Below are 25,929 nucleotides of genomic sequence, written 5' to 3'. Positions count from 1 at the left end.
GGTTCCTGCCCAGTTACTCGGCCGCCAAGGCAGGCTCCCGGGCCATCTGAAGGTAGAGATCGCGCAGCCTCTGGGTGATCGGGCCGGGCTTTCCGTCACCGATCTGGCGGCCGTCGATGGACACGATGGGCACCACGAAGTTCGATGCGCTGGTCAGGAAGGCCTCGGCGGCGTCATAGGCCTCCTCGACCGTGAAGCGGCGCTCCTCCAGCGGAATACCGTCCTCTTTCGACAGGCGCAGGAGCGACTTCCGGGTAATGCCCGGCAGGATGGCATTGGACAGGGGCCGCACGACGATGCTGCCGGCCTTCGTGACGATGAAGCCGCTCGATGAGCCGCCCTCCGTCACATAACCGTCCTCGACCATCCAGGCCTCCTGAGCGCCCGCCTCTTTGGCGGCCTGCTTGGCGAGCACCTGGGCCAGGAGGGAGATCGACTTGATGTCCCGCCGCTCCCAGCGCCGGTCAGGGACTGTGACGACCGCGATCCCGTTCCGGGCCGCCGGAGCATCGGCGATGGACTTGGTCTGAGTGAACATCATGACGGTCGGGGCGACGTCCTGCGGGAAAAAGAAGTCCCGCTCCGCCACGCCGCGGGTGACCTGGAGGTAGAGGAAGCCCTCCTTCATACCGTTCCGGCGCACCAGCTCTTCCTCGAGCCGGGTCCATTCGGCCCGCGAATAGGGATTGTCGATCCTGATTTCCTTCAGGGAGCGCTCAAGGCGCTCCAGATGCGCCTCGTTGTCGACCAGTCGACCGTCGAGGACGCCCACACCTTCGTAGACGCCGTCCGAGAAGAGGAAACCCCGGTCCATGATCGGGACCTTGGCCTCTTCGGGCGGAAGAAACGAGCCATTCAGGAAGACGGTGCGGGACATCGGAAAAACCTCGGGAGAACCTCGACAGTGCGGGACAGGTCGCCCCTGGCAGAGCCGGCCGGAACACCTAATTCCCGTTGGACAACCGACAGCCCCGAGCGACCGAGAGATAGGTACTCAGATTATGAAGCGGATGCCACACCTGATTTCGGTATTCCTGCCCTTCCTCCTGGCCATGGCCCCGACGAGCGGCAAGGCCGAGGAACCCCGCGCATGGTTCCTGGAGCAGGGTTACGCCCCTCCCGCGGGAGACCGGATCGTCGCCTGTCACGGCTATGGCTGCGTGCGGCGGGCGGCCCTGGCCCTGGATACGCCGTTGATTGGCCGGGCAAGTGCCCTTCTGCGGGCCGGTCGGGGATCACCCGCCCAGGAGCGCAAGGCTCTGGAGGAAGTCGTGAGGCTCTACACGTCCTACCTTGCACGTCAGCTCGGGAGCCCTCCGGACATGCCGCGCTCGCCTCCGTCCATGTCGGGCGTCGGCGGGCAAATGGACTGTGTGGATGAGACGGCGAATACGACGAGCCTGCTCCTGGTGCTCCAGGACCACGGACTTCTGGCCTATCATGAGGTGGAACGCCCCGCATCGCGGGGCCTTTTCATCGACGGGCGCTATCCGCACACGACAGCCGTCATCACCGAAAAAGGAAACCGCCTCGAATGGGCGGTCGATCCCTGGGCCAGGGCGCCCGGGGAAAAGCCGGAGATCCTGCCGCTCTCACGATGGCGGCAGGATTCCTGAAGAAGAGCCCGCCCCTTACTTAAGATGCTGGGCGATGTGCTTGTTCATCTCGAACATGGTCACTTTGGGCTTGCCGAAGATGGGCTTCAGCTTGTCGTCCGCGAGAATTTCGCGCCGGTTTTCGGGATTCTGAAGGTTGTTCTTCTTGATGTAGTCCCACATCTTGCTCACGACCTCGCCGCGGGGCAGCGGGTTCGAGCCGACGACCGCCGCCAATTCCTTGGACGGCTGCAAGGGCTGCTGAAGAGCGTTGGGCTTGGATCCGGCTGCTTTCGTGGCCGCAGGCTTCTTCGCACCGGCTTTTCCGTCTGTCGTCTTGGTCGGCATGGATTCCTCCGAGGATGGATGAGAAGAGACCCCTCGCAGCCGTCGAAGGGTCTGTGAAGGTCCATCGGCCTGGCCTGAAGCGGTTCGCCGGTCAGATGGCCAATGGTGGCAGAGCTTATGTGTGCTCCGCGCGGTCAGCAAGACCGTTTTGGGGAGGATTAAGCGGTTTTCGGGAACGGAACGACATTGGCGACCAAATCCCTGGAAACGCTCGGCTTTCTTGTATCCGCCCAGATCCGTCGCGTCCGTTCGGCCGCGGAATGCACGTGCGAGACGATGGCTTCGTTCGGGCAGGGCTTCGCCAAGAATGCGGCGCCGGGGGGCAGATCCCCGTTCGATGGCCATTGCCGCCCCGACATGATGAGGATTTCGGTCCGGTGCCACTTGGCATGAACCTTATGGGCCAGCTCAAAGCCGTTACAGCCATAGGGCATGTCCACATCCGTCAAAAGGACGTCGACCTGCATCCCGGCCTCAAGAATCGTCAGAGCCTCGGCAGAATTTGCCGCCTCGACGACTTTGAACCCTGCGTCTTCCAACAGATCCGAGATGAATAGGCGGATGAGGGGCTCGTCCTCGACCAAAAGAACTGTGGACTGTTCCTCGACCATCATACTGAAACTCGTGACTCGACGATCTTTAACGCGCAGCACCCAAAGTTGTTCCGGCCCTTCCGAAACGAGAGGCCTGCGCCTTATCGCTCGAAGCCGGACAGGTCAACGGATACTCAGGCCTCCGCCCGTCTTTGCTGCAAGGCGGCCGCCGGGGCACCCTGCCCGATGGAGCGCAGAAGCGTTCTCTCTTCAAAGGGCTTGGGGATGAAGGAGGCTCTCTTCAGATCGGCTGGAAGCTCCTGGGGCGACGACGCGGACACGAATGCAAATGGGATCCCCCTCTGCATCAGTTCCGAGGCTATGCCGAAGCTTTTGCCGTCAACCAGATCAATGTCCAGCAAAGCATAGTCAAATCCGTCGCCTAAGTGCCGCATGGCTTCACGGACGGATTCGTAAACTCCGACGATCTCGTGGGACTCTTCCTCAAGGATCGTCTGGATATCCATCGCAATGCATGGATCGTCCTCCACAATGAGAATACGCACACACCGACTCCCTCAGATGAATGATCTCGGACCTGCGCAATCGACTCCATGAACGCATCAGCGCAACTTTATCAGGTGAACACAGAGAGAACGGCCGGACAGCCGTCGGGTTCCGCAGCGGAATAGACGGAAAAAGGCTTAGAAGGATTATGGTAAACACGCGTAAGTGCCAGTTGGGCGCAGCACCCCCAGAGTTCGCCGGAAGGCGTCTTTAAACCGTCACGCCCGATCCTTATCTTATGACCAACCGGCGGAAGATGCCGGAGACGGTCACGATGCCGAGGTCATGACGCCGGATGTACGCGCATGATTTCGCCGTGGCCGTTGCTTTTTCGGCCGCCTGTCGGACGTTTTCGGCAATCGCCCATGAAAAAAGCGCCGGTCGATGCCGGCGCTTTTTCGTTCTGTCGGATTGATCAGTGGGTGTTTGCACCTGGCCGATCGGGTCGGAATTCGCTCTCGTGGCGGCTGAAGCGTTCCTCGTCGCCCGCGAACGTCTCCTCCACGTATTCCCGCCCGCGCTCCGCAGCCGTCCGCGCGTAGCGCATGCCCTGGTTGCGGACATCGTCCGCCCATTCGCCGAACATGGCGTCCTCGCGACGCGTGCGCGGCAGCAGGGCTCCCAGGAGCAGGCCGGCCGCCAAGCCGACAAGGCCGACCACCATTGGATTTTCGGCGACATAGTTCTGCACGCCGTTACGGGCCCGGCCGAACTGCCTCATCGAGCGCTCGCGCACGTCACCGAGCCGCTCCTGTTGGTGCTGGTAGCGGTCGGATGCCCAGTCGGAAGCCCGCTCATAGGTATCCTGCGCCCAGTCCGAGGCTGCCTCGTAAGCCTCATTGGCCTTGCTGCGCGCCTGTTCGGCCGCATCCCGGACCTTCTCACCAGCCTGCTGGGCCGTCTGCTGCGCCTTATCGGCGAGACCGCCCGAGGACTGGTCCTGAGAACGGCCACCGCCGGAGCTCTGCCCGCCCAGGGGTTGAGAGGTGTGGGACGCAAGAGTCGAGCTTTGGGCGGGTTTACCGCCGCCCTGAGCATGAGGCATGGGTGACTCGCCCACATGGCCGACAGACGTACCGGCGGAGATCTTCCCGCCGGAGCCGCTGTCCGAGCCGCCCTTCTGCTGGTTCTGCGACTTGCCTGGTTCGTTCTTCGGGTCAGCCATAAAGATCTCCTGTTGAATTCAGATGCGCATGTTGACGCCGCGGCGGCGTTCCATGACGTCCTGTGGGGATTGCAGCGGGGATGCGCCGGTTTCGTAGAGGCGCGGCTCTTCCGGATAGAGCGCGAGGTCCTCGTCGGCCGTGATGCGCACATGGGTACGGACGCGCGGCTTGCGTCCGAGCCTATAGAAGAGAAGGCCCATGCCGGCCGCGATAAGCATGACGGGCACGGGATTGCGCCGAATCGTCGTCAGCATGTGATCGAAGGCCGGGCCGTAGCGCCCATTCCGCGCCGTTCCGAGCATGTCGTCCACGACGCCCGAAACGGATAGCTTGCTCTGAAGCTGATCGATCGTCAGATCGAGCTTGGCTCTGCTGCGCTCGATGTCGCGTTCAAGTTCATCGATTTCCTGCGTCATCCGGCGACCCTTTCGGACAGAACTTCGGCGTCGCGCTTGATCGAGCGCACGGTCCGCTGCGGCGCGAGCGCCGAGAGGGACATGGCGTGACGCGCATAGAGGAGAAGGCCGATGGCAATGATCGCCAGAACGCCACCCACTATGAGCGCCGCGAGCGCCTCGGAATTCACCACCGTGGCGAGCCATTTCACGAGCGCATCGGTGAACAGTATCAAGGCCGCAATGGCAAAGACCGCCGCAACGACCACCATCGCAAGCCCCATGAACAGAGTGCGAAGGTTGGTCGAGATCTCCGTGCGGAACAGCGCAAATTCCTTCTGGGCCAGATCGCTGCTGTCGCGTATCGCCTCGACGACGAGGCCTTGTATGGTCTGGTACTCACGGTCCGGCATGATCAGGCTCCGTCAGCTGGACGCATTGCCGCTGCGGGCCTGGCCGTTGCGGGTCTGCGCCGATTGTCCGCGACGGTTGGCGCCGCGCCGTCCCTGCGACCGCGGTGCGATATAGGCATCCTCGCGCAAGTCCTCGGCCGTGCTCTTGATGAACCGCGCCGCCAGGAAGCCAATGGCCATCGACACGGCTGCCACGGTCGCGGGCCGCCTGCGGGCGACATTCTCAACGTCGTTGAAGATGTCGGCGAAGCTACGCTCGCGGATGGTCTCGGCCAGATGGTCGAGCCCTTCTGCCGCACTGTCTACGACCGCCTGGATGTTGGGACGATCCTGGAAGGATTGGGTCGAGCCGCGCAGGGAACTGGCGAAATCCGCCACCGACTGCGCCACATCGCTCTTGCGACGGTCGGCATAATCGGTCGCCTGCTCGCGGGCCGCATCGATGAAGTGCCAGCCGTGCTCGACGGCCGCATCGGCCATCTCGCCGACATCGCTCTTCAGCGCATCCCAGTTTTCATTCTCACCCTGCTTCTGGCGATTGGTGTCGCTGCCTTGCTGTCCCACGCTCATGGTATCCTCTATCCGGTCGCGAGAAGGTAACCCCTTGAAGCGCAGCAGGTTCCGCGCGCCTGCGCCGGACACGCACAGGGGCCGCGCGTCCGGGAACGGCGCACGGGAGACCCGCAACACTTTGCCCGGCGCCGGCGTTCATCCATACGGACAAGTTTGCAGCAGAGGACGGCATGAACGACGCGGTTTCCAACCGGGTGAACCATCTCAGAGCCCGGGAGCACGGCCGCGGCCGAGAGGCCTGGAAGCCCTTCCATATTCCCTGGCTGGGATGGAAGGACATCTTCCTCCGCTTGTGGGACGAGATCCTGGAGGACAAGGTCGGCACGGTGGCAGGCGCTACCGCCTTCTTCATCCTTCTCTCGCTTTTCCCGGCCCTCGCAGCTCTCGTCTCGCTCTATGGACTGATCGCCGATCCTATCGCGATCGGCGAGCATCTTGCCGATATGCGAGGCTATGTTCCTGCAGCCGTTCTCGACCTCATCGGCGCGGAACTCCAGCGGCTGACGAGCAACCGCACCAGCACCCTGGGGCTGAGCTTCGCCGGGGGCGTTCTGCTGGCCCTGTGGAGCGCCAATAGCGGGATGCGCGCCCTGTTCGCCGCGCTCAACGTCGCCTATGACGAGACCGAGAAGCGCAGCTTCTTCCGGCTGCTCCTCGTGTCCCTCGGCTTCACGCTCGGCGCCATCGTGTTCTTCGTGGTGCTCATCAATCTCGTGATCGGCGTTCCGCTGCTCGTGCGGTTCCTCCATCTGGGCTTCGTGGGCGAGATGCTGGTCACGTTCCTGCCCGCTATCCTGATGTTCGGCGTCGCTCTTTTCGGGCTCGCCCTGCTCTACCGCTACGGCCCGAGCCGTCGGGAGGCGCGGTGGCACTGGATCACGCCCGGCTCCGCCGCGGCCGCCGCGATTTGGCTCGTCTTCTCGATCCTGTTTTCATGGTACCTGTCCAACTGGACCGATTATTCCGCCACATACGGCTCTCTCGGCACCATCATCGGCGTCATGATGTGGATCTATCTGTCTCTCTGGGTCGTGCTCGTGGGCGCCGAGCTCAATGCGGAGATCGAGCACCAGACCGCGCAGGACACCACGGTCGGCCCGACCAAGCCCTTGGGGGCGCGCGGAGCGACCATGGCGGACGATGTCGGCGAGGCGAGGGCCTGACCTCTCCGGGCTGTCTCAGCGGCTCGAGGCAAGCCAATCCACCAGATCGACGACCTTGCGGCGCGCCTCCCCATCCGGAAGGCGCATGAAACTCCGGACGAGGCGCTCGCTCTCGGGGACCAGCATGAACGCGTTCATGATCCGTTCGCCCGGATCACCCGACGGCTCCAGCTCCGGCAGGCCTTCGAAGAAGAACTCAATGCCGACGCCCAGGATCTTGGCAACGGCCAAGAGCCGGCCTGCGCCTATGCGGTTGGTGCCCTTCTCGTATTTCTGGACCTGCTGGAACGTCAGGCCAAGCGCCTCTCCCAGCCTTTCCTGACTCATGCCGATCGACATCCGCCGCAGGCGGACACGGTTGCCGATATGCCTGTCGATCGGGCCGGGGGACTTCTTCTGCACGAACACCTCCTGCGTTGGCGCCACCATAACGGGAGCCCTCCCGATCTCAAACCCAAAGTTGAATTTATTGTGAATTCACCTCATAATTGTATAAATTTGGGGAGGATGCCGTGACCGGCCGCAGCGTCGATTACGCAAAAGATGCTTTCGCCTTCATCGAGGAACTCGATCTGCTGACAGCCGCTCAGGCCGTGATCGACGCCATGGAGCGCTCTTTCTCCCGGTTCGGCTTCGAGAATTTCATCGTCACCGGTCTGCCCCATCCCGACCAGCGGATCGAGACGCTGGTGCTGCTCAAGAAATGGCCCATGGAATGGTACCTGCTCTATACGGGCCGGTCCTACGACCGCTTCGACCCTGTAATCCGCCTCTGCCGCCAGACCGTTCAGCCCTTCGAATGGTCGGAAGCCTCCTATGACCCGGCAACCGAGCCTCGGGCCGCCGAGGTTATGAACGGGGCCGGCGCCTTCGGCATGCGGGAGGGCTTTTGCCTGCCCATCCATGGGCTGAACGGCTACGAGGCCTGCCTGTCCATGAGCGGCCCGCAGCTCGACCTCACGCCTCAGACGAAACCGGCGATCCACCTGATGGCCATGTATGCCTTCGAGCGGATCCGGCAGATCCTGGCGCCTCCACACCACACCAATCCCCTTACGGCCCGCGAGCGGGAGGCCCTTTGCTGGGCCGCCGCCGGTAAGTCCGCCCTCGATACGAGCATCATCATGGGCGTGACGGAGCGGACCATCACGGCTCATATCGCCAATGCATGCCACAAGCTGGGGGCCCTGAATAAGACCCATGCGGTGGCCCGCGCGCTCCAGCACCGCCTCATCCGACCCTGACGCTGCGGCATCTGTAATTTCCTACAATAGGCATCCGGCGCCCGCCGTGGACAGTGCTGTCCGAGTCATCGGAGGTCACCGGCATGACATCGGTCCACGTCATCACTGCGGAAAACAGATCGTCCTATCGCCACGTTCTCGACGCCTATCACAGCGCCCGCCACGAGGTCTTCGTGAAGGAAAGGGGCTGGCGTGCCCTCGACCGTGGCGATGGCCGCGACGTGGACGCCTACGACAACGACGAAGCCATCTATCTCCTGGCCTTGGAGGACGACCGCCCCGTCGGCGGCCTGCGGCTCTACCCGACACTCCTGCCGCACATGATCAGCGAGGCCTTTCCCCACCTCGTGCATGGTCGCCCCCTGTGCGGCCCGACCATCTTCGAATGCACACGCTATTTCGTCGTGCGGGAGCGGCGCACGGGCCGGACGGATTGCCGCCTTCTCGCGGCATTCCAACAATTCTGCCTGGAAGAGGGCATCACGGAGGTCACGGCGGTGGTCGAGATGTGGTGGCTCCCGCGATGGCAACAGGCCGGCTTCAAGGTTCGCCCCCTGGGCCTTCCGACGCCGATCGAGGGACAGCCCTGCCTCGCGGTCGCGATCGCGGTCTCACCCCAGAGCCTCGATCACCTCCGCCAGCTGGCGGGGCTTCGGGGCCCGTGTCTTGTCAGACACAATCTGTCCGTCCCAGTTTTGCGGCAGGTGCCCCATGCGGCGGCCTGACGACCTGCCCTGCGGGGTTCTCCCACAGGAGGAGCGGATCCAGGAGGAGCTGATGCTCGCGCTGAGCGACAGCATCCTGCGCGTCATTGCCGGGCTGGGGCCGGTCTCGCGCCTGAGGATCCTGGCCTTCCTGCACCTTCTCGAGAAGCCGGATTCCTTGCGGACCCGCCTCGAGGTCGGCGCCTCGGGGGACCTGCGTCTTACCCTGAGCGCAGAGCCGGGCGCTGCCCAGGCTCAGAAGCACTGAACGTCTGCCCAAACGAGACGCGCCGCGATGGCTCGCGGCGCGTCGGGAATTCCGGACCTATGAGAGTGCTCAGGCGGCCTTGGTATTGACCCGCGCTTCGGCCAGCTTGGTCAAAAGCTGATCGGTCTTCTTCTCCTCCTCGAGATTCTGCTCCAGAAGCCGGGCCGCATCCTTCAGGCCGAGCTCCATCGCCCAGGTCCGCAGGGTGCCGTAGCGGGTGATCTCGTAATGCTCGACCGCCTGTGCGGCCGCGAGGATGCCGGCGTCGAGGGCTTCGCTTTCGGCAAAGTCCTCCATCACTTCCTTGCCTTCCTCGATGATTCCGTTGATGGCCTCGCACTGGACGCCGCGAGCCGGCTTGTCGAGCAGCTTGAACACCTGCTCCAGGCGCTCGATCTGCCCTTCGGTCTCGTCACGGTGCTTCTCGAAGGCCTGCTTGAGTTCCTCGGATTCGGCATTCTTCGCCATTTTCGGCAGAGCCTTCAGGATCTGCTTCTCGGCGTAATAGACGTCCTTCAGGGTATGAAGGAACAGGTCGTGCAAAGTCTTTTCCTTACTCGGCATAGCGGCAACTCCCTATCGTTGAGCGTGGACTCAACGACAGCCAAGCTGGCTGGTTCCCGAGTTTTCTCCGCCCCGATTTGCGATGCCGGGCCTGGCCGCTCCGGCCTGGAACAACGGCGCAAGCGTCGCGTTTCGGTTACGAATTTTCAAAGGAGATGAACGTGGTGAATGCGGCTTCCGACGAACAGAACCTGACGACCATGGAGCGTGCCGCCTATATTGTGGCAGGGCTCGGACTGGCTGCGGCGGGCGCCAAGCCGCGCCCCAATCCGCTCCTGAACGTCGCCGCGCTGCTTGGCGGGTCTTATCTGGCGTGGCGGGGCTATGTGGGCAACTGCCCCGTGAAGGCCGCCCTCTTCGGCCCGGACGATTCGACCCCGCGCCTGCGCTGAGCGAATTTAAGAAAACGACCGTGCCCCCTTTCGCGGCGCGGCCATGAAAAAGCGGGCTGCAAGATCATCTTGCAGCCCGTTTTCGTATCGACGGATCCGAATCGCCCTTAGTAGGACGAGGTGGAGCGGCTGCGTCCTGCGATCAGGCCCCAGATGAACAGGACGATGATCGCGCCGACGATGGCGCCGATGAAGCCGGCGCCCTCATCAGCCCGGTACCACCCGAGCGCCTGGCCGAGATAGGTGGCCACGAACGCGCCCACGATGCCCAGGATGGTCGTGAGAATGAAGCCCGAGGGCTCATTCCGACCCGGCATGATGAGCTTGGCGATGACGCCAGCGACGAAACCGATGATGATTGTCCAGATAATACCCATGAGATGTTCCCCGTGTCCGGTAGCACACAGGAAACGCACAGAAGTGGCTAAGGTTGCGGCCCCGTTTCGAATGCCGTGAAATCGGCCGGCGGAGGCCCCGCCGTGCTTGGGGAGCGGATCGACTGGCGCGGGCGACGGGGCTCGAACCCGCGACCTCCGGCGTGACAGGCCGGCACTCTAACCGACTGAGCTACGCCCGCGCATCGATCGTATTTGGAGCGGGCGAAGGGATTCGAACCCTCGACCCCAACCTTGGCAAGGTTGTGCTCTACCCCTGAGCTACACCCGCACGCTCCATGCGGTCCGGTTTGGTGGAGCCAGGCGGAATCGAACCGCCGACCTCTTGAATGCCATTCAAGCGCTCTCCCAACTGAGCTATGGCCCCAAACCGTACTGCGATGTCATGCCTCAGCTCCCGAGCCTGGCGGCCGGATTCTGAGGGTAGTCCCTCCTCAAAGCAGCTCATCGCTGATCGAAGATAATGGCGCGCCCGAAAGGATTCGAACCTCTGACCCCCAGATTCGTAGTCTGGTGCTCTATCCAGCTGAGCTACGGGCGCTTACTCGGCAGCTGCTTGCGAGAAGCAGCGTTGTCCGGAGGACCGCTGAGTTAATGGGTTCGGATCGGGTTGGCAAGCCTCTTTCTGACGAAGCTGCGCAGGCGGACCAAAAAAAATTTTCAGGAGCCCTGACGGTCGGGAATCCGCACCCGGAAACATGTTCCGGTGTTGCTCTCTGCGAGCGAGATCGTGCCTCCGTGTAGCTGGACCAGTTCCGCCGTGATCGCGAGGCCGAGCCCCGACCCACCCTTTTGAGCGGAGCCCTGGAACGGCGTGAAGAGCCCGGCCCGCAGGCGGCCGGGGATGCCTGGTCCATTATCCTTCACGTCGATGAGGACCGTATCACCCTCCCTCCAGGCCGACACCGTGACCCGGGGTTCGCCCTCGAACGCGCCCGCCTGGCTCAGCGCCTGCACGGCATTGCGGACGAGGTTCACCAGGATCCGCGACAATTGGTCGGGATCAGCATCGATCATCAGCTCCTCAGCGACGTCCTGCTCGAACACGATGCCCCGCTCCGGCGCGAGGTCGGTCAGGTGCGCCAGATCGGCCACCAGGGGTGCGAGCGGCAGCATCCGGCGCTGCGGCAGGCGTTCCGTGGCACGGCCATATGCGAGGGTTGCCTCGCAGAACGCGATGGCGCGGCCGAGCGTCGCCACGAGACGTGGAGCGATTCGCTGCACCCGCTCGTCGTTCACCCGGTCGAGCCGGTCCGTGAGGAGCTGGGCGGTCGTGAGCATGTTGCGCAGCTCGTGATTGATCTTGCTGACCGCGAGGCCGAGTTCGGCCAGGCGCCGCTTCTGGCGCAACTCGTCCGCCAAGGCCGTCTCCATGCGCGCCAGAGCCTGTTCGGCGAGCCCGATCTCGTCCGCCCGGCCGCTCGGCCGAATGACCCGCGAGGCGTCCTCCGGGTTGCTGGAAAACTCGGCGATGTTGCCGGTGAGCCGCCGCACAGGGCGCACGATCCCCCATTGCAGCGCGAGATAGAGCAGGCACGCGGTCAGCCCCGACACGAACAGGGAGACCAGCAGGATATTGCGCGAGAAGATGAGCATCGCGTGGCGCAGGGGCTTGGTGTCGAGCAGCATCTCGACGAACTCGACGCCCATGCCGGACCCGATGACGCGGATGGGGTGGCTCGGCGGATGGAGCATGAGCGCGAAGGCGTCACGGATGCTCTGGGCCCAGGTCACGCTGCGCAGGTCGACGGTCTTGCCCACCTCGGTCGGCATGTCGCCGGCGGCGAGGAGGCTTCGCCGCCCGCCACCCCGAATCGCAATGGCCTTGGCTCCAACGCCGGACAGGATGCGCATCTCGAGCTCGCCGGACGGATTCTGGTCGGGCGCGGCATCGAGCACGAGGGCGGCGATCTGCGCCGCCGCGAGGCGATCATTCAACCAGGTCAGCCGGAAATTGGCGACAGACGGCACATAGATGAGCACATCCGCCACCATGACGAAGAGCGCGGTGAGCAGGAGCAGGCGCCCGGAGAGTCCCAGGTACCTCGAAAAACCCCCTTTCAGGAAATGCGGCCGCTCAGCTCTCATCCGGACCCTTACCCCAGGCGACCGACGAAGCCGATCAGGCGCCTGATCCACGGATTCTGCGCCGACGGCTTCAAAAATTCCACTGCGGCGCTCCGCGTCGCCTCGGACAGGGTCGGATAGGGATAGACCAGCCCCGCCAGGTCGCCCACCCTCAGGCCCTTGGCCATGGCGAGGCACCAGGGTGCGATCAGCTCGCCGGCCCGAGGACCTGCGATAGCGCAGCCGTGGATGCGGCCGTTTCGGGTCGCGATAGCCTTGACGTGTCCGGCCACCTCCCGCTCGGCCAGGGCCCGTTCATTGTCGGCAAAGGGCCAACGCAGGATCCGAATGTCGTGCTGCTGGGCGCGTGCCTCCTCCTCGGTCAGTCCGACGCTTGCGAGCTCGGGATCTGTCCGGACCACGCGCGAGATCGGCACGGCGCCGTACCCGACGGGCACCCGTAAGAGGGCATTACGGACCACGAGACCCGCCTGATGATTCGCCACCTGAGGGGGATCCTCGGCCTGACCCGAGACGCAGCCGCCGATCGCATAGACCTTCGCGTTCGTCGTCCGCAGGCCGCTGCCGACTTTGATTCCCGCAGGCCCAGCCTCGATCCCGGCCTTATCGAGATCGAGGCCTTCGATGTCGGGCGTTCGGCCGGCCGCGGCGAAGAGATGGCTTCCCTCGACCATCTTTTCCCGCTCACCGCTCTTCAGGACGATGGCAAGGCACTCCTGCGCCCGGCGCTCGACGCGCAGGACCGTCGCGTCCGTCCGGATCGTGACACCCTCGGCCCGGAGCGCCCGCCCGATCACGGCGGCCATTTCGGGATCCTCCCGGGTGAGAATGCGCTCCCCGGCCTCGATCACCGTCACCTGGGCGCCAAGGCGGCGATAGGCCTGGGCCATCTCGATGCCGGTCACGCCCCCGCCCAGGATCACCAGATGGTCGGGCCTGACCGCGAGGTCGAGAAGACTCTCATCCGTCAGGCAAGGAATATCTTGGAGACCCGGGAGCTCGGGCATTGCCGGCCGCGCCCCCATGGCGATGACGAATCGGCGCGCCCTGATCACGTGCTCGCCGGCCGTCACGGTCCGCCGATCGATGAAGCACGCCCCGGCCTCGATGACCCGGACGCCCATCGCCCTGTAGCGTTCCGGCGAATCCATGGGAGCGGCGGAACGCACCACCTCCTGCACGTGAGCCCGGAGCTTCGCGGCATCCACGCCCGGCTCGAGGCCCTGCCCGATCCCGAAAGCGCCCGCCCGGCGCAGGGCTTCCGCATGACCGGCAGCGGCGATGAGCGCGCTGGAGGATAGGTCACCCGGCTCAGGGCGCTCCACGCCCCAGGGCCTCTTCCCCACGAGGACGACGGACGCGCCGAGGGCAGCTGCCAGGGAGGCGGCCGAAAGGCCGGCCGGGGTCGCGCCGATGACGCAGAGGTCGGGCCTGAGGGTCAAGGTGGGGGCAGATTCGTTCGTCACGGTCTCTCCTCTCGGCTCCGTCCCCGCCATTGCCGAAACAGGATGGGCGCCAGGGCAAGGGTACCCAGTATGGCCAGAGCGATCACCAGTTCGGAGGTCAGGAGGTTCTGCGGGCTCAAGGAGAGGCTGCATGCGCTCCCGCCAGCCGCCAGGCACTGCCGATAAACCTCCTCCTGTCGATCGACGACCTCGTCTAGGCCTGAACCCGCCACCGCAAACGCGAATGTGGTGGGCAGGACGCCGATCTGCGTCGCCAGCACGAAGGTCTTCAGGCGCACCCTGAACAGGGCCGCCGCGAGATTCGTCACCCAGAAGGGCATGACCGGCAGGAGGCGCAGAAAGAGCACATAGGAGAAGGCCTCGCGTCGAAAGCCCTCGGCGAGGGCCTGAAGCCGCCGCCCAGCCCGGCGCCGGAGCAGCTCCCCGAGGGAGGTGCGCGCGATCAGGAAGATGTTCACGGCTCCGATGGTGGCCGCAAGGGCCGCGATACTGCCCCCCAGGACCCAGCCGAAGAGATAGCCTCCCAGGGTGGCCAGGAGCGCAGAGGCCGGAATCGAGAGGGTTACCATGACGATATAGGCCAGGGCATAGAAGCCGAGGGCGGCGGCTCGATGGTCCGTCGCGAAGGCCTGCGCGGCGTCATGGTGGCGCATGAGGCTGTCCAGGGTCAGGCTGCGATGAAGCCCGCTGGCAAAGAATGCGCCGGCCGCAAGGGCGACGAGAACCAGGGGAAGGAATCGCCACAGGCCGCCCGGCTTCTCCGCCTCCTCCCGCTGCCTGCTGCCCGCCACGCTGTTCCCCCGTTCGTGCCCCTCATCTAGAACGGATGCGCCGCGGACCCAAGCGGCGCAGCGACCCCCTGCGCCGGTCACTTCCTCGTGAGGGCGTTTTGCGGCATGATCGAGGGCGGTTGCGGCGTTGACTTTGGGCCGCCCTTCCGTCATAAGCCCGCAAGCTGACGGCGCTCGTTTCGGGCGCTGATCGTTTTTTCGAGACAGTTTCGGGGTTTCCCCCACAATCCAGACGGGCGCGAGCCTCGAGCACCGCTGCCCCTTTCGACCGGAGAAGAGCCGTGAAAAGGACGTATCAACCGAGCAAGCTCGTTCGCAAGCGCCGCCATGGCTTCCGTGCGCGCATGGCGACCAAGGGTGGCCGCAAGGTCATCGCGGCTCGCCGCGCCCATGGCCGCAAGCGCCTGTCGGCGTAACCCGGCGTTCAGGACTGACCGGTGCGCGAGCCTCGCGCAACCACGGTCGGGCGCCTGACGAAACGATCTGATTTCGTTGCGGCGGCCTCGGGCCGCCGCTTTCATACGGAGCGGATGACGGTCCAGGGCCTCCTGCGCGACGACCGGAACACCAGCCGCCTTCCCGAAGACGGTCTCCGGATCGGCCTGACCGTAACCAAGCGGGTCGGTCACGCCACTGAGCGCAACCGGATCAAGCGGCGACTCAGGAGCGCATGCGGGATGGTCGGTCTGGATTATGCCGACATTCGTGCCGATATCGTGGTGATCGGACGGCGCGACATCCTGGCTGCGGATTACGACGTGCTCATCGACGACCTTCGGCGGGCGTTGCGTGTCGTCACCAAGCCGAAGACGGCGCGGCCCGAGGGCCGCCCTACCCCCTCCTCACCTCCCAACGGCGAGCGTCGCGGACATTCCCATGCGCAATGAGAACAAGAACCTCATCGTCGCCATCGTGCTGTCGATGGCGGTTTTGATCGGTTGGCAATACTTCTTCGCGGCCCCCGAAGCCGAACGGCAGCGCCAGGCCGCCCAGCACGCCCAGCAGACGGCTCAGCAGGCCAATCCGGCGACGCCGACGCCGACCCCGAGTCAGGCCGGAGGCCCCTCGGCACCGGTCCCGGGCACCGTTCCGGCAACCCCTGCCGCCCCGACGGTCGAGACCCGCGAGGCCGCCCTCGCCCGCTCGCCGCGCCTGCCCGTCGAGACGCCCGCCATCCTCGGCTCCATCAACCTCCGCGGCGGCCGCCTCGATGACGTGGCGCTGCGGCACTATCACGAGACGGTCGACCCCAAGAGCCCGAACATCGTGCTCCTGTCGCCCTCCGGGAGCCAGAACCCCTACTACGCCGATTTCGGCTGGGTCGGTCCCCAGGCCGATTCCGTCCCGGGCCCTAACACGGTCTGGACCGCCGACAAGGACAGGCTGACCCCCGCAAGCCCCGTGACCCTGACCTGGGACAACGGCAAGGGCCAGGTCTTCCACCGCACCATCTCGGTGGACGACAAGTTCATGTTCACCGTGAAGGACAGCGTCGAGAACCGCGGCACGGAGCCCGTGACGCTCCACCCCTATGGCCTCGTCTCCCGCCACGGGAAGCCCACCACCCTCGGCTACTACGTCCTGCACGAGGGCCTGATCGGCGTCCTCGGCGACCAGGGCCTGCAGGAATTCACCTATGCCAAGCTCGACAAGGAGAACCCCGTCCCCGGGCAGGGCCTCGTCGGCAAGACGTGGGACAATGTGACCGGCGGCTTCCTCGGCATCACGGATAAGTACTGGGCAGCCGCGGTCATTCCGGACCAGGCTCAGGGCTATCAGGGCTCCTTCACGGTCCGCCAGAACCCGACCGGCCCGACCTATCAGGCCAACGTCCTGGGCGCGCCCCAGACGGTGCAGCCGGGCGCCACCGTGGAGACGACTCAGCGCGTGTTCGCAGGCGCAAAGGAAGTTGCGACGGTCGATCAGTACGCCTCGAACCTGAACATCAAGAACTTCGACCTGCTGATCGATTGGGGCTGGTTCTACTTCATCACCAAGCCGCTCTTTAAGGTCCTCGACTTCTTCTACAAGCTCTTCGGCAATTTCGGCATCGCGATCCTTCTCGTCACGGTGGTCCTGAAGGCGCTGTTCTTCCCGCTCGCCAGCAAGTCCTACGCCTCCATGGCGAAGATGAAGGCCGTGCAGCCGGAGATGGCGGCCATCCGCGAGCGCTATGCTGACGACAAGATGAAGCAGCAGCAGGCGCTGATGGAGCTGTACCGCAAGGAGAAGATCAATCCGGTGGCAGGCTGCTGGCCCGTGCTCATCCAGATCCCGGTCTTCTTCGCGCTCTACAAGGTGCTCTTCGTCACCATCGAAATGCGCCATGCGCCGTTCTTCGGCTGGATCCGCGACCTCGCGGCGCCGGACCCGACCTCCGTCTTCAACCTGTTCGGCCTCCTGCCCTACGATCCGGGCGCCGTTCCGGTGATCGGCCACTTCCTGATGCTCGGCGCCTGGCCGCTCATCATGGGCGTGACCATGTGGCTCCAGATGAAGATGAACCCGGAGCCGCCGGACCCGGTCCAGAAGCAGGTCTTTGCCTGGATGCCGGTGATCTTCACCTTCATGCTCGGCTCGTTCCCGGCAGGTCTTGTGATCTACTGGGCCTGGAACAACCTCCTCTCCGTGACCCAGCAGGCCTTCATCATGAAGCGCAACGGGGTGCGGATCGAGCTCTGGCACAACCTGCGCGGAACGTTCGGCCGGAAGACGCCCGCCAAGGGCTGACCGGACCGGAACCGAGCGACATCATGGATCCCCGGAGCCCTGCTCCGGGGATTTTCGTTTCAAAGGAGCCCACATGACCGCAGGACCCGATCCCAGGACGCCGCATCCGATGCCCGGCCACCCGCGGGTGGGCTTTCTCAAGGCCTTCGTGAAACAGCCCAACATCCAGGTCGGCGACTACACCTATTACGACGATCCGCGCGGCCCCGAGCATTTCGTGGAAAGCTGCGTCCAGCACCATTACGACTTCATCGGCGACAGGCTGGTGATCGGGCGGTTCTGCGCCATCGCGAGCGGCGTCACCTTCATCATGAACGGTGCCAACCACGCCATGACGGGCTTCTCCACCTATCCGTTCAACATTTTCGGGAACGGCTGGGAGGAAGGATTCGACTGGGCGACGATCCAGGCGGGGCTGAAGGGCGACACAATCGTCGGAAACGACGTGTGGATCGGCCAGGAGGCGACGATCATGCCGGGAATCACCATCGGCGACGGCGCCATCGTGGCGGCGAAATCCGTCGTGACCGCCGACGTGCCGCCCTATGCGATCGTCGGCGGCAATCCGGCGCGGCTCATCCGCAGGCGCTTCCCAGACGACGTGATCGCAGAACTCCTGACGATCCGCTGGTGGGACTGGGATGCCGGGAAGATCTCCCGCAACCTCGAGGCCATCCGCGGATCGGACCTCGCGGCCCTGCGCGGGGCCGCCTGAGAGGCGCGGCTCAGGCCTCCATCAGTCCCTTCAGCTTCACGTGCTGCAGGAGCATGATGGTCTTGCCGTCGATGATCTCGCCCCGGTCGATCATGCAAAGAGCCTCGTCGAGGGTCGGCTCCAGCACCTCGATGTCCTCGCCCTCCCCCTCGGCGCCGCCGCCAGCGCCGATTCGGTCGGCGGGGGAATAGCGCGCCACGAAGAAGGCGAGCCGCTCGGTGACGCTGCCCGGGCTCATGAAGGCGCTCAGGACGCGCCGGGGCTCGCGCAGGCGGTAACCCAACTCCTCCTCGGCCTCCCGGCGGATGCAGGTTTCGGGATCGCGGTCGTCGAGAAGCCCGGCGCAGGCCTCGATGAGGGGCGCGGGATGGCCGCTCACATAGGCCGGAAGCCGGAACTGCCGAACGAGCAGAACGGTCTTCCGGTCAGGATCGTAGGGCAGGATCACGGCGCCGTTGCCCCGGTCATAGGTCTGGCGGACCTGCCGCTCGACCCGCCCGTCCCGGCGCGTATAGTCGAAGGTCACCTTCTTCAGCACCGCCCAATCGTCCGACAGGATTTCGACGGAATAGATGCGGACCGGGTCGGTCTTCATGGCGCTTCTCTCCTGCACGGGGCGAGCCGAGCCTCCGCATCCGGAAGAAAGCACAAGCGGCTCAAAAGAACACCCCGCCAGGTTCGTGGCCCAGGCCATCAAACTTGAGGAACCTCCGGCTGACATTGCTCGTCGCCGTCCCTCCTCTACATCCTTATTCGGACAGGCTACCGCCCCGCCGTGAAGCGAAGCCCCGTTGCAGAATCCGGATGGCGCACGATGCATCGAGCAAACCCCGTGCCGACCCCACACGAGATCGAGCTGAAACTCGAATGGGCGGCAGGCCCCATAACGGACCTGCTGGCCCTCCCCCTGTTCCAGAGGGCGGAGCCGCTCCCTGAACGGAGCGGGACCCTGCGCACCACCTATTACGATACGCCGGACCTCGCGCTGCGGCAGGCAGGATTGTCCCTGCGCATCCGGGAGTGGGACGGACGCTTCGTCCAGACTCTCAAGGCGGAGGATGCGGATCAGGGGCTTGCCCTGGGCAGGCCCGAATGGGAATGGCCCCTTGCGGAGAACCGCCTTGCCCTCGACGTCGCGGCCGCGACGCCGCTCGCCTCCCTTCTCGCTCGGCCCGGCCTCACCGAGCGCCTCGCTCCCGCCTTCACCCTCGAAACGGAACGGCGCGTCTTCGAATGCGCGCATCGGGATTCGCTCATCGAGATCAGTCTCGATCAGGGCCGGGTCACGGCAGGACCGAAGACGGCGGATTTCACCGAGATCGAGTTCGAGCTGCAGCGGGGAGACGTCTCGTCCCTGTTTTCGTTGGCCCGGGACCTTGCCGACACGGTACGCCTCTCGCTCCTGACCAAGTCCGAGCGAGGCTACCGGCTTCTGCACGCTCCGGAGGTGGAAGCGGCTCACGCCGCTCCCATCCTCGTGCCGCCGACCTGGAGCAGTGCCGATGCGTTCCGGACCATTGCCCGCTCCTGCCTCCTCCAGGTTGTCAGGAACGAGGAGGTCCTCCGGCGCACGCGGGCGCCCGAAGCCCTGCACCAGATGAGGGTAGGAACGCGGCGCCTCAAGGCAGCGATCTCGCTCTTCGAAGACATGCTCGACGACCGGGAGAGCCTCGCGGCGATGAAGGATCTGCGCTGGATCGGCAAGAAACTGGGCCGCGTGCGCGATGTCGACGTCCATATCGACACCCTGCGGAACGCGGGCGCCGAGCTCGATCCGGAGGCTTTGGCGAAGGCCGAGAAGGAGCAGGTCCGGGCGTATGCGGCGCTGCTCAAGACGCTCGAAAAGCCCCGCTTCCGGTCCGCGATCCTCCGGCTCGCCGCCTGGATCGAGGCAGGCCGGTGGGCGAGCCGCAAAAAGGCACGCAGTGCCCGCTCGGTCCCGGCCATGGACAGGGCGCGCCGGGAGCTGGGATGCCGGTGGAAACAGATCCGCAAGGCGACCCGTAGCCTGACGAAGGTCAGCGACGGAAAGCGGCACCGCCTCCGGATCCGGATCAAGGGGCTGCGCTACGGAATCGAGTTCTTTTCCGCAACATTTCCGGGGGAAAAGGCAGAAAAGCGGCACAGGATCATGCGGCCGATCCTCCAGGACCTTCAGGACGAGCTCGGAGAATTGAACGATCTCGTCATGGCGAGGCAGCTCTCTCCCGCCTCGTGGGACGAACGCATGGCAGCCCGACGCAGAAAGCGCCACCTGTCCCGGGCGGGAACCTTGGCGGGGCGGCTGGAGAAGGCAAAGCCGTTCTGGAGCCGCAAGGCAGCCGGAACCGGTAAAGCGCCTTGAACAACGCCGTGTGAGCGTCGATAAGGAGCCCATGACAGACACGGCATCCGATATCGAACCCTTCCTCGAGCCCGGCCGCAAGCTTTTTGCCGGCGAGGCGGATTTCAAATGGGCGGCGAACGCCCTGACGAACCTGCCTCCCATGAGCAAGGTGGAGATCGCCTTCGCGGGGCGCTCCAACGTGGGCAAGTCGAGCCTCGTCAACGCCCTGACGGGCCGCAACACCCTGGCGCGCACCTCCCATACACCCGGGCGGACGCAGCAGCTCAACTTCTTCGACATCGGCGGGCGCTTCCACCTCGTCGACATGCCGGGCTACGGCTATGCGGCCGTCGAGAAGGAGAAGGTGCAGGCCTGGACAAAACTGATCCACGACTACCTTCGCGGACGGGCAAGCCTGGCCCGCGTCTATGTCCTGATCGATGCCCGCCACGGCATCAAGCCGGTGGATGAGGCGGTGCTGGAGACCCTCGACAAGGCTGCCGTGTCCTATCAGATCGTGCTGACCAAGGCGGACGAGCTGAAGAATGGCGAGATCGAGAAGCGGATCGCCGACACGGCCCAGAAGATCGCCAAGCGCGCCGCGGCCTTTCCGGTGATCATGCCCACCTCGAGCCGTACGGGCGCGGGCATCCCGGAACTTCGCGCACAGATCGCCCGCCTCCTGAGCGAGCGGGGCGAGGCGTGACCCTGCCGGAGCGCCTCCTGGTCCTGATGGCGGGCCTCGCCGGCTGCCTGGGCGTCGCCCTCTCGGCCGCAGCCTCGCACCTGACCGGCGGCGGCCAGCTGCAGACCGCTGCGCAATTCCTCCTGTTCCACGCCCCGGCCCTCCTGGCGCTGGCTGCCCTCATGGCCCTGGGCGCTCTCCACTCTGTCCTGGGGCGCCTCGCCGGCCTCGCGCTTGTTCTCGGGCTCGCCCTGTTCTGCGGCGACCTTTCCCGCCGCGCCTTTTCGGGCGTGGCCCTCGCGCCCATGGCGGCCCCGACCGGCGGTTTCCTGCTCATGGGCGGCTGGCTGCTTGCGGGCGTGGCCGGGATTCTTCGCCCGCGGGGCTGAAGTCTCTGTTTGCAGAGCGCTCCCCTTCGGCTAGAACCCTCGCCGTTCCGTTCTCTCACGCGCCGGGGCCGTTCATGTCCAGTTCCAATCCCGCAGCCCAGCAGCTGCCCGACGTCCATGTGCAAGCCGAAGTGCTGGTCCAGGCCCTTCCGCACATGCAGCGCTACGACCAGCAGGTCGTGGTGATCAAGTACGGCGGACACGCCATGGGGGACCGCGCCGCCGCGGAGGATTTCGCCGAGGACGTGGTGCTGCTCGAGCAGTCGGGGATCAAGCCCATCGTGGTGCATGGCGGCGGTCCGCAGATCGGCAAGATGCTCGACAAGCTCGGCATCAAGTCCGAGTTCAAGGCGGGCCTGCGCGTCACCGACGCGGCGACCGTCGAGGTTGTGGAGATGGTCCTGGCCGGCTCCATCAACAAGCAGATCGTCGGCTGGATCGGCGCCGAGGGCGGCAAGGCGGTCGGCCTGTGCGGCAAGGACGGCAACATGGTCACGGCCCGCAAGGTGACCCGCACGGCTGTGGACCCGGATTCGAACATCGAGAAGGTGGTGGATCTCGGCTTCGTGGGCGAACCCGATTCCGTCAACCGCGCGGTTCTGGACCAGGTTCTCAGCGCCGAGCTGATCCCGGTCCTGGCGCCGGTGGCGGTGGGCCATGACGGCGAGACCTACAACGTCAACGCCGACACCTTCGCGGGCGCCATTGCGGGCGCCATGATGGCGAAGCGCCTCCTTCTGCTCACCGACGTGCCCGGCGTCCTCGACAAGAACAAGAACCTGATCCCCGAGCTGACCATCGAGGATTGCCGCCGCCTGATCGCCGACGGCACTATCACGGACGGCATGATCCCGAAGATCGAGACCTGCATCTATGCCCTGGAGCGGGGCGTCGAGGCGGTCGTCATCCTCGACGGCAAGGTGCCCCACGCGGTTCTGCTCGAGCTCTTCACGGACCACGGCGCCGGCACCCTCATCCGGCGGGGGTAGGCCCCTTCAAATGCACGCATTCCGTGCCTATATTACCGATATGGGGCCGCTGCGGCCCCATATTCATCTTTAGGGTGCCATGAAAGCTCTGCCGATCGACGACAAACTGTCCTTAGGGGAAGCACGGGATTTCTCCCATGTGGACACATGGATCTTCGATCTCGACAACACGCTCTATCCCCATACCTCCCGGATCTGGCCACAGGTGGACGAGCGGATCACCCTGTATATTGCCGAGCTCTTTGGGATCGACGGCCTTTCGGCCCGTGCCCTGCAGAAGTATTTCTACCATAAATACGGCACGACCCTGCGGGCCCTGATCGACGAATACGACATCGATCCTTACGACTTCCTCGATTTCGCCCACGACATCGACCACACGGACATCGCCCTGGACGAGCGCTTAGGGTTCGCGATCGAGAAGCTTCCCGGGCGGAAGCTGATCCTGACCAACGGCTCCCGCAAGCATGCGGAGAACGTGGCCCGGAAGATCGGCATCCTCGACCATTTCGACGACGTGTTTGACATCGCGGCGGCCAATTTCGTGCCCAAGCCCGACCGACGCGCCTATGAGAGCTTCCTGGACAAGCACGCGGTCGAGCCGAAGCGAGCCGCTATGTTCGAGGACATCGCCAAGAACCTGGTCGTTCCCCATGATCTGGGCATGACCACCACCCTCGTGGTGCCGCGGACGGCCGATCCCTTCCGCGAGGAGTTCGAGCAGGAGGCCGTGAGAGCCCTCCACATCGACCACATCACGGACGATCTGGCCGGTTTCCTTCGGGGCGAAGTTCTTCCGCACCGGCCCTGACCTGCATCCGCAGCGGTAAGTGAGACCGCTCCGATAAATATACTGATACGTTATATAGAATAAAATACCTTGCGAAAAACCCGCGAGGAGAATTTCCGTGCCGACCTATGATCCCGTCACCAAGACCTACACGCTCACGGACCAGGAGCAGAACTACACGCTGCAAGCGAGCGATGCCGACGCCAGCATCATCGGCAACGCCCTGGACAACATCCTGACGGGGAACGATTGGAGCAATGCGCTCGATGGGAAGGAAGGCAAGGATACCCTGATCGGGGGCAAGGGGGACGACCTCTATGTGCTTTACGATGCAGGAGCAGGCGTCGTGGTCACAGAGCTCGCCGACGAGGGCGAGGATGCGATCATCTCGCACTTCAACATCGATCTGAAGGACTACGCCAACGTGGAGCACGTCCTGCTTGAGGGACAAGCTCAGGAGGCAACCGGAAACGACGCGAACAACCAGATCTACGGGAACGATCTCGCCAATATTCTCAATGGCGGCGCAGGCAATGACACTCTGGACGGCGGCAAGGGTAGCGATCATCTGATCGGCGGGCTCGGCCACGATGTCTATTTTGTGGATGATGTCAACGACGTCATCGTCGAGCTTGCCGATGGCGGGGACGATACAGTCTACGCTCTCTTCGATTATTCCCTCGTCGGGACTGAGCTCGAGAATATCGAGCTGATGGTCGGCCAGAAGGCGACCGGCAATGATTACGATAATCGCCTGACGGGCAACGCCGAAGCCAATCTGCTGGATGGTGGCAAAGGAAACGATATCCTCGACGGCGGACTCGGGGCGGACCAGATGATCGGTGGACTGGGCGACGACACCTTCGTTGTCAACGATGCCGGAGATGTCGTGGTCGAAGCCAATGATGAAGGCATCGACTCTGTCCGGGCCTCCGTCAGCTATACCCTGACGGATTTCGTGGAATTCCTTACCCTGACTGGCTCCGGCGATATCGACGGGACCGGCAATGATCTGAGCAATGAGATCCTCGGCAACGACCACAACAACATTTTGGACGGCAAGGGAGGAAATGATCTCCTAGGAGGCCTCAAAGGGGACGATGTCTACATCATCGATGCTGGCGACACCGTCGTCGAGGTGAAGGACGAAGGTACGGACACCATCAAGATCACCGATGCCTTTACGCCGAATTCCTATACATTGGTGGACAATATCGAAAATCTAACAGTCACTGGTACACGCGACTTCACGGCGACCGGGAACACGCTGAACAATCTTCTGACCGGCAACAGCGGCGTCAATGTTTTCAGCGGAGGCGGCGGCAATGACACCCTCGACGGCGGTGCCGGCGCCGACCGCCTTGATGGCGGCGCAGGTGAGGACATGCTCGTCGGTGGAGCGGGCGATGACGTGATGACCGGCGGGGCCGGAAACGACCTCTACTTCGTCGATTCCACCGGCGACACGGTGACCGAGGATGCGTCCGGCGGCACATTCGACCGGGTAATCGCCAAGATCAGCTATGTGCTGAGCGCGAACGTCGAATATCTCGCTCTGGAGAATGCCGGCGGCAACATCAACGGAACCGGCAACGATCTCGACAACACGATCTTCGGAAATGACGGCAACAATGTCCTCGACGGCGGTGCCGGCCGCGACCAACTCTATGGAGCGACAGGTGCCGATACGGTCCATGGCGGCGAAGGAGATGACAGCATCCATGAGTCGGGCAACGATGCCGACATGCTCTATGGAGACGCTGGTAACGACACCCTCACGGGCGGCGGAGGCAATGACACCCTCGACGGCGGTACGGGCACGGACACAGCCATGTTCTCCGGCGCGAAGGACCAGTATTCGATCATCCGGAATGCCGATGGCAGTGTCACAATCACGGACATGCGGGCCACGGGGGACGGCACCGACGTTCTCAAGGACATCCAGTTCGCCCAGTTTGGCGACCAGCTCCTCGATCTATCGCAGTCCGTTTCGCCTCCTCCTCCACCTCCTCCGCCCGGTCCGGTCTCGCTGACTCTGATCGGCACGGCGCGGGTTGACCGTCTCACCGGCGCGGACGGCAACGATGTGATCAAGGGCCTCGCTGGCAACGATGTGCTCAAGGGCCAAGCCGGCAACGACAAGCTCTACGGCGGGGCCGGCAAGGACGTGCTTTATGGTGGCGCCGGCCAGGACATCTTTGTGTTCGATGCCAAGTTCAACAAAAAGACCAACCTCGACAAGATCGCCGACTTTACCGTCAAGGACGACACGCTCTGGCTGGAGAACAGCCTGTTCAAGGCGAACAAGACGCTTTACGCCGCGATCAAGAAGGGCAGCGAGGCCAAGCCAGCGAAGATGGCGAGCAAGTTCTTCACGGTGGGAGACAAGGCCAAGGACGCCGATGACTTCTTCATCTACGACAAGAAGAAGGGTGTGCTGTCCTATGATGCGGACGGGTCCGGGTCGAAGGCTGCGGTCGAGATCGCCACGCTCAAGAAGGGCCTCAAGCTGACCGAAAAGGACTTCTTCTTCGTCTAAGGGAGAAGCGCTGCTCTCCTCCCCCTTGTGGGGAGGAGGTGGAGGTGGGGGTGTTGGCTCTGAACTGAATCCAGCTTAGCGCCCACACCCCCACCCTAACC

At 64.3% G+C, this 25,929-nt stretch carries 31 protein-coding genes and 4 tRNA genes; 16 read left to right on the top strand and 19 right to left on the bottom strand.

Annotation, left to right across the window (positions count from 1 at the left end; all coding sequences use genetic code 11):
* Positions 1–13: 13 nt before the first annotated feature.
* Positions 14–877, bottom strand: a complete 864-nt coding sequence (locus C4E04_RS04520) for a D-amino-acid transaminase (protein WP_109595365.1) — start codon at positions 875–877, stop codon at positions 14–16.
* A 124-nt stretch (positions 878–1,001) separates the two neighbouring features.
* Between C4E04_RS04520 and C4E04_RS04515 the strand changes: the two genes are divergently transcribed.
* Positions 1,002–1,616: a hypothetical protein gene (locus C4E04_RS04515; protein WP_109595363.1), complete on the top strand. Its 615-nt coding sequence runs from the start codon at positions 1,002–1,004 to the stop codon at positions 1,614–1,616.
* A gap of 15 nt (positions 1,617–1,631) precedes the next feature.
* Here C4E04_RS04515 and C4E04_RS04510 read toward each other — a convergent pair whose 3' ends face one another.
* The 7 genes from C4E04_RS04510 to C4E04_RS04480 all read right to left on the bottom strand — a co-directional run bounded on the left by C4E04_RS04510 (position 1,632) and on the right by C4E04_RS04480 (position 5,587).
* The gene (locus tag C4E04_RS04510) at positions 1,632–1,943 is read right to left on the bottom strand and encodes an SWIB/MDM2 domain-containing protein (protein ID WP_109595361.1); all 312 of its coding nucleotides are present in this window, start codon (positions 1,941–1,943) and stop codon (positions 1,632–1,634) included.
* Positions 1,944–2,101: 158 nt separating this feature from the next.
* Positions 2,102–2,596, bottom strand: a complete 495-nt coding sequence (locus C4E04_RS04505; protein ID WP_245416232.1) for a response regulator — start codon at positions 2,594–2,596, stop codon at positions 2,102–2,104.
* Between the two features lie 74 nt (positions 2,597–2,670).
* Positions 2,671–3,042: a response regulator gene (locus tag C4E04_RS04500; protein ID WP_162559275.1), complete on the bottom strand. Its 372-nt coding sequence runs from the start codon at positions 3,040–3,042 to the stop codon at positions 2,671–2,673.
* A 416-nt stretch (positions 3,043–3,458) separates the two neighbouring features.
* Positions 3,459–4,208, bottom strand: coding sequence for a hypothetical protein (locus C4E04_RS04495; protein WP_109595357.1), 750 nt, complete (start codon positions 4,206–4,208; stop codon positions 3,459–3,461).
* An 18-nt stretch (positions 4,209–4,226) separates the two neighbouring features.
* Positions 4,227–4,625, bottom strand: a complete 399-nt coding sequence (locus tag C4E04_RS04490; protein ID WP_109595355.1) for a DUF3618 domain-containing protein — start codon at positions 4,623–4,625, stop codon at positions 4,227–4,229.
* Positions 4,622–5,017 (bottom strand): phage holin family protein, encoded by a 396-nt coding sequence (locus C4E04_RS04485; RefSeq protein ID WP_109595353.1) that lies wholly within the window; start codon positions 5,015–5,017, stop codon positions 4,622–4,624. Before C4E04_RS04485 ends, C4E04_RS04490 begins: the two co-directional genes overlap by 4 nt.
* 12 nt (positions 5,018–5,029) lie before the next feature.
* Positions 5,030–5,587 carry a hypothetical protein gene (locus tag C4E04_RS04480; protein WP_210204600.1) on the bottom strand — a complete coding sequence of 186 codons (558 nt, stop codon included), beginning with the start codon at positions 5,585–5,587 and terminating at the stop codon, positions 5,030–5,032.
* 173 nt (positions 5,588–5,760) lie between these two features.
* On the opposite strand from C4E04_RS04480, the gene C4E04_RS04475 reads away from it, so the two are divergent.
* Positions 5,761–6,753 (top strand): YihY/virulence factor BrkB family protein, encoded by a 993-nt coding sequence (locus C4E04_RS04475; protein ID WP_109595351.1) that lies wholly within the window; start codon positions 5,761–5,763, stop codon positions 6,751–6,753.
* 15 nt (positions 6,754–6,768) lie between these two features.
* On the opposite strand, the gene C4E04_RS04470 is transcribed toward C4E04_RS04475, so the two are convergent.
* Positions 6,769–7,155, bottom strand: a complete 387-nt coding sequence (locus C4E04_RS04470; protein WP_109600764.1) for a helix-turn-helix domain-containing protein — start codon at positions 7,153–7,155, stop codon at positions 6,769–6,771.
* A 110-nt stretch (positions 7,156–7,265) separates the two neighbouring features.
* Here C4E04_RS04470 and C4E04_RS04465 point away from each other — a divergent pair, with 110 nt between their 5' ends.
* The 3 genes from C4E04_RS04465 (at position 7,266) to C4E04_RS04455 (ending at position 8,969) form a co-directional block, all read left to right on the top strand.
* Positions 7,266–7,997 (top strand): LuxR family transcriptional regulator, encoded by a 732-nt coding sequence (locus tag C4E04_RS04465; protein WP_109595348.1) that lies wholly within the window; start codon positions 7,266–7,268, stop codon positions 7,995–7,997.
* Positions 7,998–8,080: 83 nt separating this feature from the next.
* Entirely contained in the window at positions 8,081–8,722 is a 642-nt protein-coding gene (locus tag C4E04_RS04460; protein ID WP_109595346.1) for an acyl-homoserine-lactone synthase, read from the top strand.
* Positions 8,709–8,969, top strand: coding sequence for a hypothetical protein (locus tag C4E04_RS04455; RefSeq protein ID WP_109595344.1), 261 nt, complete (start codon positions 8,709–8,711; stop codon positions 8,967–8,969). The genes C4E04_RS04460 and C4E04_RS04455 overlap by 14 nt, the downstream gene beginning before the upstream one ends.
* Before the next feature lie 69 nt (positions 8,970–9,038).
* Here C4E04_RS04455 and C4E04_RS04450 read toward each other — a convergent pair whose 3' ends face one another.
* Positions 9,039–9,533 carry a ferritin-like domain-containing protein gene (locus C4E04_RS04450; RefSeq protein ID WP_109595341.1) on the bottom strand — a complete coding sequence of 165 codons (495 nt, stop codon included), beginning with the start codon at positions 9,531–9,533 and terminating at the stop codon, positions 9,039–9,041.
* Between the two features lie 161 nt (positions 9,534–9,694).
* Here C4E04_RS04450 and C4E04_RS04445 point away from each other — a divergent pair, with 161 nt between their 5' ends.
* A complete protein-coding gene (locus C4E04_RS04445; RefSeq protein ID WP_371682035.1) occupies positions 9,695–9,925 on the top strand; it encodes a YgaP-like transmembrane domain in 231 nt (76 codons plus the stop codon).
* A 107-nt stretch (positions 9,926–10,032) separates the two neighbouring features.
* Here the strand turns inward: C4E04_RS04445 and C4E04_RS04440 are convergent, their stop codons facing one another.
* From C4E04_RS04440 to C4E04_RS04405, 8 genes are all read right to left on the bottom strand, one after another.
* Entirely contained in the window at positions 10,033–10,302 is a 270-nt protein-coding gene (locus C4E04_RS04440) for a GlsB/YeaQ/YmgE family stress response membrane protein (protein ID WP_109595337.1), read from the bottom strand.
* A 123-nt stretch (positions 10,303–10,425) separates the two neighbouring features.
* Positions 10,426–10,502, bottom strand: a tRNA-Asp gene (locus C4E04_RS04435).
* Between the two features lie 14 nt (positions 10,503–10,516).
* Positions 10,517–10,591: transfer RNA gene (locus C4E04_RS04430), tRNA-Gly, on the bottom strand.
* A 20-nt stretch (positions 10,592–10,611) separates the two neighbouring features.
* Positions 10,612–10,687: transfer RNA gene (locus C4E04_RS04425), tRNA-Ala, on the bottom strand.
* Positions 10,688–10,784: 97 nt separating this feature from the next.
* A tRNA-Arg gene (locus C4E04_RS04420) sits at positions 10,785–10,861 on the bottom strand.
* A gap of 119 nt (positions 10,862–10,980) precedes the next feature.
* Positions 10,981–12,408: a HAMP domain-containing sensor histidine kinase gene (locus tag C4E04_RS04415; protein ID WP_109595335.1), complete on the bottom strand. Its 1,428-nt coding sequence runs from the start codon at positions 12,406–12,408 to the stop codon at positions 10,981–10,983.
* Positions 12,409–12,416: 8 nt separating this feature from the next.
* A complete protein-coding gene (locus tag C4E04_RS04410) occupies positions 12,417–13,874 on the bottom strand; it encodes an NAD(P)/FAD-dependent oxidoreductase (protein ID WP_245416231.1) in 1,458 nt (485 codons plus the stop codon).
* Entirely contained in the window at positions 13,871–14,665 is a 795-nt protein-coding gene (locus C4E04_RS04405; RefSeq protein ID WP_109595331.1) for a TVP38/TMEM64 family protein, read from the bottom strand. The genes C4E04_RS04410 and C4E04_RS04405 overlap by 4 nt, the downstream gene beginning before the upstream one ends.
* A 281-nt stretch (positions 14,666–14,946) precedes the next feature.
* Here C4E04_RS04405 and rpmH point away from each other — a divergent pair, with 281 nt between their 5' ends.
* The 4 genes from rpmH to C4E04_RS04385 all read left to right on the top strand — a co-directional run bounded on the left by rpmH (position 14,947) and on the right by C4E04_RS04385 (position 18,110).
* A complete protein-coding gene (rpmH, locus tag C4E04_RS04400; RefSeq protein WP_027314822.1) occupies positions 14,947–15,081 on the top strand; it encodes a 50S ribosomal protein L34 in 135 nt (44 codons plus the stop codon).
* Between the two features lie 21 nt (positions 15,082–15,102).
* Entirely contained in the window at positions 15,103–15,552 is a 450-nt protein-coding gene (gene rnpA, locus C4E04_RS04395) for a ribonuclease P protein component (protein WP_109595329.1), read from the top strand.
* Positions 15,542–17,395 (top strand): membrane protein insertase YidC, encoded by a 1,854-nt coding sequence (gene yidC / locus C4E04_RS04390; protein ID WP_109595327.1) that lies wholly within the window; start codon positions 15,542–15,544, stop codon positions 17,393–17,395. Before rnpA ends, yidC begins: the two co-directional genes overlap by 11 nt.
* Positions 17,396–17,468: 73 nt before the next feature.
* The gene (locus C4E04_RS04385) at positions 17,469–18,110 is read left to right on the top strand and encodes a CatB-related O-acetyltransferase (RefSeq protein ID WP_109595325.1); all 642 of its coding nucleotides are present in this window, start codon (positions 17,469–17,471) and stop codon (positions 18,108–18,110) included.
* Between the two features lie 10 nt (positions 18,111–18,120).
* Here the strand turns inward: C4E04_RS04385 and C4E04_RS04380 are convergent, their stop codons facing one another.
* Positions 18,121–18,705, bottom strand: coding sequence for an NUDIX domain-containing protein (locus tag C4E04_RS04380; RefSeq protein ID WP_109595323.1), 585 nt, complete (start codon positions 18,703–18,705; stop codon positions 18,121–18,123).
* 219 nt (positions 18,706–18,924) lie between these two features.
* On the opposite strand from C4E04_RS04380, the gene C4E04_RS04375 reads away from it, so the two are divergent.
* The 6 genes from C4E04_RS04375 (at position 18,925) to C4E04_RS04350 (ending at position 25,828) form a co-directional block, all read left to right on the top strand.
* Positions 18,925–20,454, top strand: coding sequence for a CYTH and CHAD domain-containing protein (locus C4E04_RS04375; RefSeq protein ID WP_109595321.1), 1,530 nt, complete (start codon positions 18,925–18,927; stop codon positions 20,452–20,454).
* A gap of 31 nt (positions 20,455–20,485) precedes the next feature.
* Positions 20,486–21,142, top strand: coding sequence for a ribosome biogenesis GTP-binding protein YihA/YsxC (gene yihA, locus C4E04_RS04370; protein ID WP_109595319.1), 657 nt, complete (start codon positions 20,486–20,488; stop codon positions 21,140–21,142).
* Positions 21,139–21,510, top strand: a complete 372-nt coding sequence (locus C4E04_RS04365) for a DUF423 domain-containing protein (protein WP_109595317.1) — start codon at positions 21,139–21,141, stop codon at positions 21,508–21,510. The genes yihA and C4E04_RS04365 overlap by 4 nt, the downstream gene beginning before the upstream one ends.
* Before the next feature lie 74 nt (positions 21,511–21,584).
* Entirely contained in the window at positions 21,585–22,499 is a 915-nt protein-coding gene (gene argB, locus C4E04_RS04360) for an acetylglutamate kinase (protein ID WP_109595315.1), read from the top strand.
* Positions 22,500–22,578: 79 nt separating this feature from the next.
* Positions 22,579–23,310: a pyrimidine 5'-nucleotidase gene (locus tag C4E04_RS04355; RefSeq protein WP_109595313.1), complete on the top strand. Its 732-nt coding sequence runs from the start codon at positions 22,579–22,581 to the stop codon at positions 23,308–23,310.
* A 97-nt stretch (positions 23,311–23,407) separates the two neighbouring features.
* The gene (locus C4E04_RS04350) at positions 23,408–25,828 is read left to right on the top strand and encodes a calcium-binding protein (protein ID WP_109595312.1); all 2,421 of its coding nucleotides are present in this window, start codon (positions 23,408–23,410) and stop codon (positions 25,826–25,828) included.
* The last annotated feature ends 101 nt before the right edge of the window (positions 25,829–25,929 follow it).

The organism is Microvirga sp. 17 mud 1-3, assembly GCF_003151255.1.
Taxonomy (GTDB): Bacteria; Pseudomonadota; Alphaproteobacteria; order Rhizobiales; family Beijerinckiaceae; genus Microvirga.
Note: the sequence above shows the minus strand (reverse complement) of the source record. Positions and strands in the feature narration are given on the sequence as shown.

Excerpts from the sequence above, each read along its gene's own strand:
- C4E04_RS04520 (WP_109595365.1), bottom strand. The coding sequence starts at position 877 with ATGTCCCGCACCGTCTTCCTGAATGGCTCGTTTCTTCCGCCCGAAGAG.
- C4E04_RS04515 (WP_109595363.1), top strand. The coding sequence starts at position 1,002 with ATGAAGCGGATGCCACACCTGATTTCGGTATTCCTGCCCTTCCTCCTG.
- C4E04_RS04510 (WP_109595361.1), bottom strand. The coding sequence starts at position 1,943 with ATGCCGACCAAGACGACAGACGGAAAAGCCGGTGCGAAGAAGCCTGCG.
- C4E04_RS04495 (WP_109595357.1), bottom strand. The coding sequence starts at position 4,208 with ATGGCTGACCCGAAGAACGAACCAGGCAAGTCGCAGAACCAGCAGAAG.
- C4E04_RS04490 (WP_109595355.1), bottom strand. The coding sequence starts at position 4,625 with ATGACGCAGGAAATCGATGAACTTGAACGCGACATCGAGCGCAGCAGA.
- C4E04_RS04485 (WP_109595353.1), bottom strand. The coding sequence starts at position 5,017 with ATGCCGGACCGTGAGTACCAGACCATACAAGGCCTCGTCGTCGAGGCG.
- C4E04_RS04480 (WP_210204600.1), bottom strand. The coding sequence starts at position 5,587 with ATGAGCGTGGGACAGCAAGGCAGCGACACCAATCGCCAGAAGCAGGGT.
- C4E04_RS04475 (WP_109595351.1), top strand. The coding sequence starts at position 5,761 with ATGAACGACGCGGTTTCCAACCGGGTGAACCATCTCAGAGCCCGGGAG.
- C4E04_RS04460 (WP_109595346.1), top strand. The coding sequence starts at position 8,081 with ATGACATCGGTCCACGTCATCACTGCGGAAAACAGATCGTCCTATCGC.
- C4E04_RS04455 (WP_109595344.1), top strand. The coding sequence starts at position 8,709 with ATGCGGCGGCCTGACGACCTGCCCTGCGGGGTTCTCCCACAGGAGGAG.
- C4E04_RS04450 (WP_109595341.1), bottom strand. The coding sequence starts at position 9,533 with ATGCCGAGTAAGGAAAAGACTTTGCACGACCTGTTCCTTCATACCCTG.
- C4E04_RS04440 (WP_109595337.1), bottom strand. The coding sequence starts at position 10,302 with ATGGGTATTATCTGGACAATCATCATCGGTTTCGTCGCTGGCGTCATC.
- C4E04_RS04415 (WP_109595335.1), bottom strand. The coding sequence starts at position 12,408 with ATGAGAGCTGAGCGGCCGCATTTCCTGAAAGGGGGTTTTTCGAGGTAC.
- yidC (WP_109595327.1), top strand. The coding sequence starts at position 15,542 with ATGCGCAATGAGAACAAGAACCTCATCGTCGCCATCGTGCTGTCGATG.
- C4E04_RS04385 (WP_109595325.1), top strand. The coding sequence starts at position 17,469 with ATGACCGCAGGACCCGATCCCAGGACGCCGCATCCGATGCCCGGCCAC.
- C4E04_RS04380 (WP_109595323.1), bottom strand. The coding sequence starts at position 18,705 with ATGAAGACCGACCCGGTCCGCATCTATTCCGTCGAAATCCTGTCGGAC.
- C4E04_RS04375 (WP_109595321.1), top strand. The coding sequence starts at position 18,925 with ATGCATCGAGCAAACCCCGTGCCGACCCCACACGAGATCGAGCTGAAA.
- yihA (WP_109595319.1), top strand. The coding sequence starts at position 20,486 with ATGACAGACACGGCATCCGATATCGAACCCTTCCTCGAGCCCGGCCGC.
- argB (WP_109595315.1), top strand. The coding sequence starts at position 21,585 with ATGTCCAGTTCCAATCCCGCAGCCCAGCAGCTGCCCGACGTCCATGTG.
- C4E04_RS04355 (WP_109595313.1), top strand. The coding sequence starts at position 22,579 with ATGAAAGCTCTGCCGATCGACGACAAACTGTCCTTAGGGGAAGCACGG.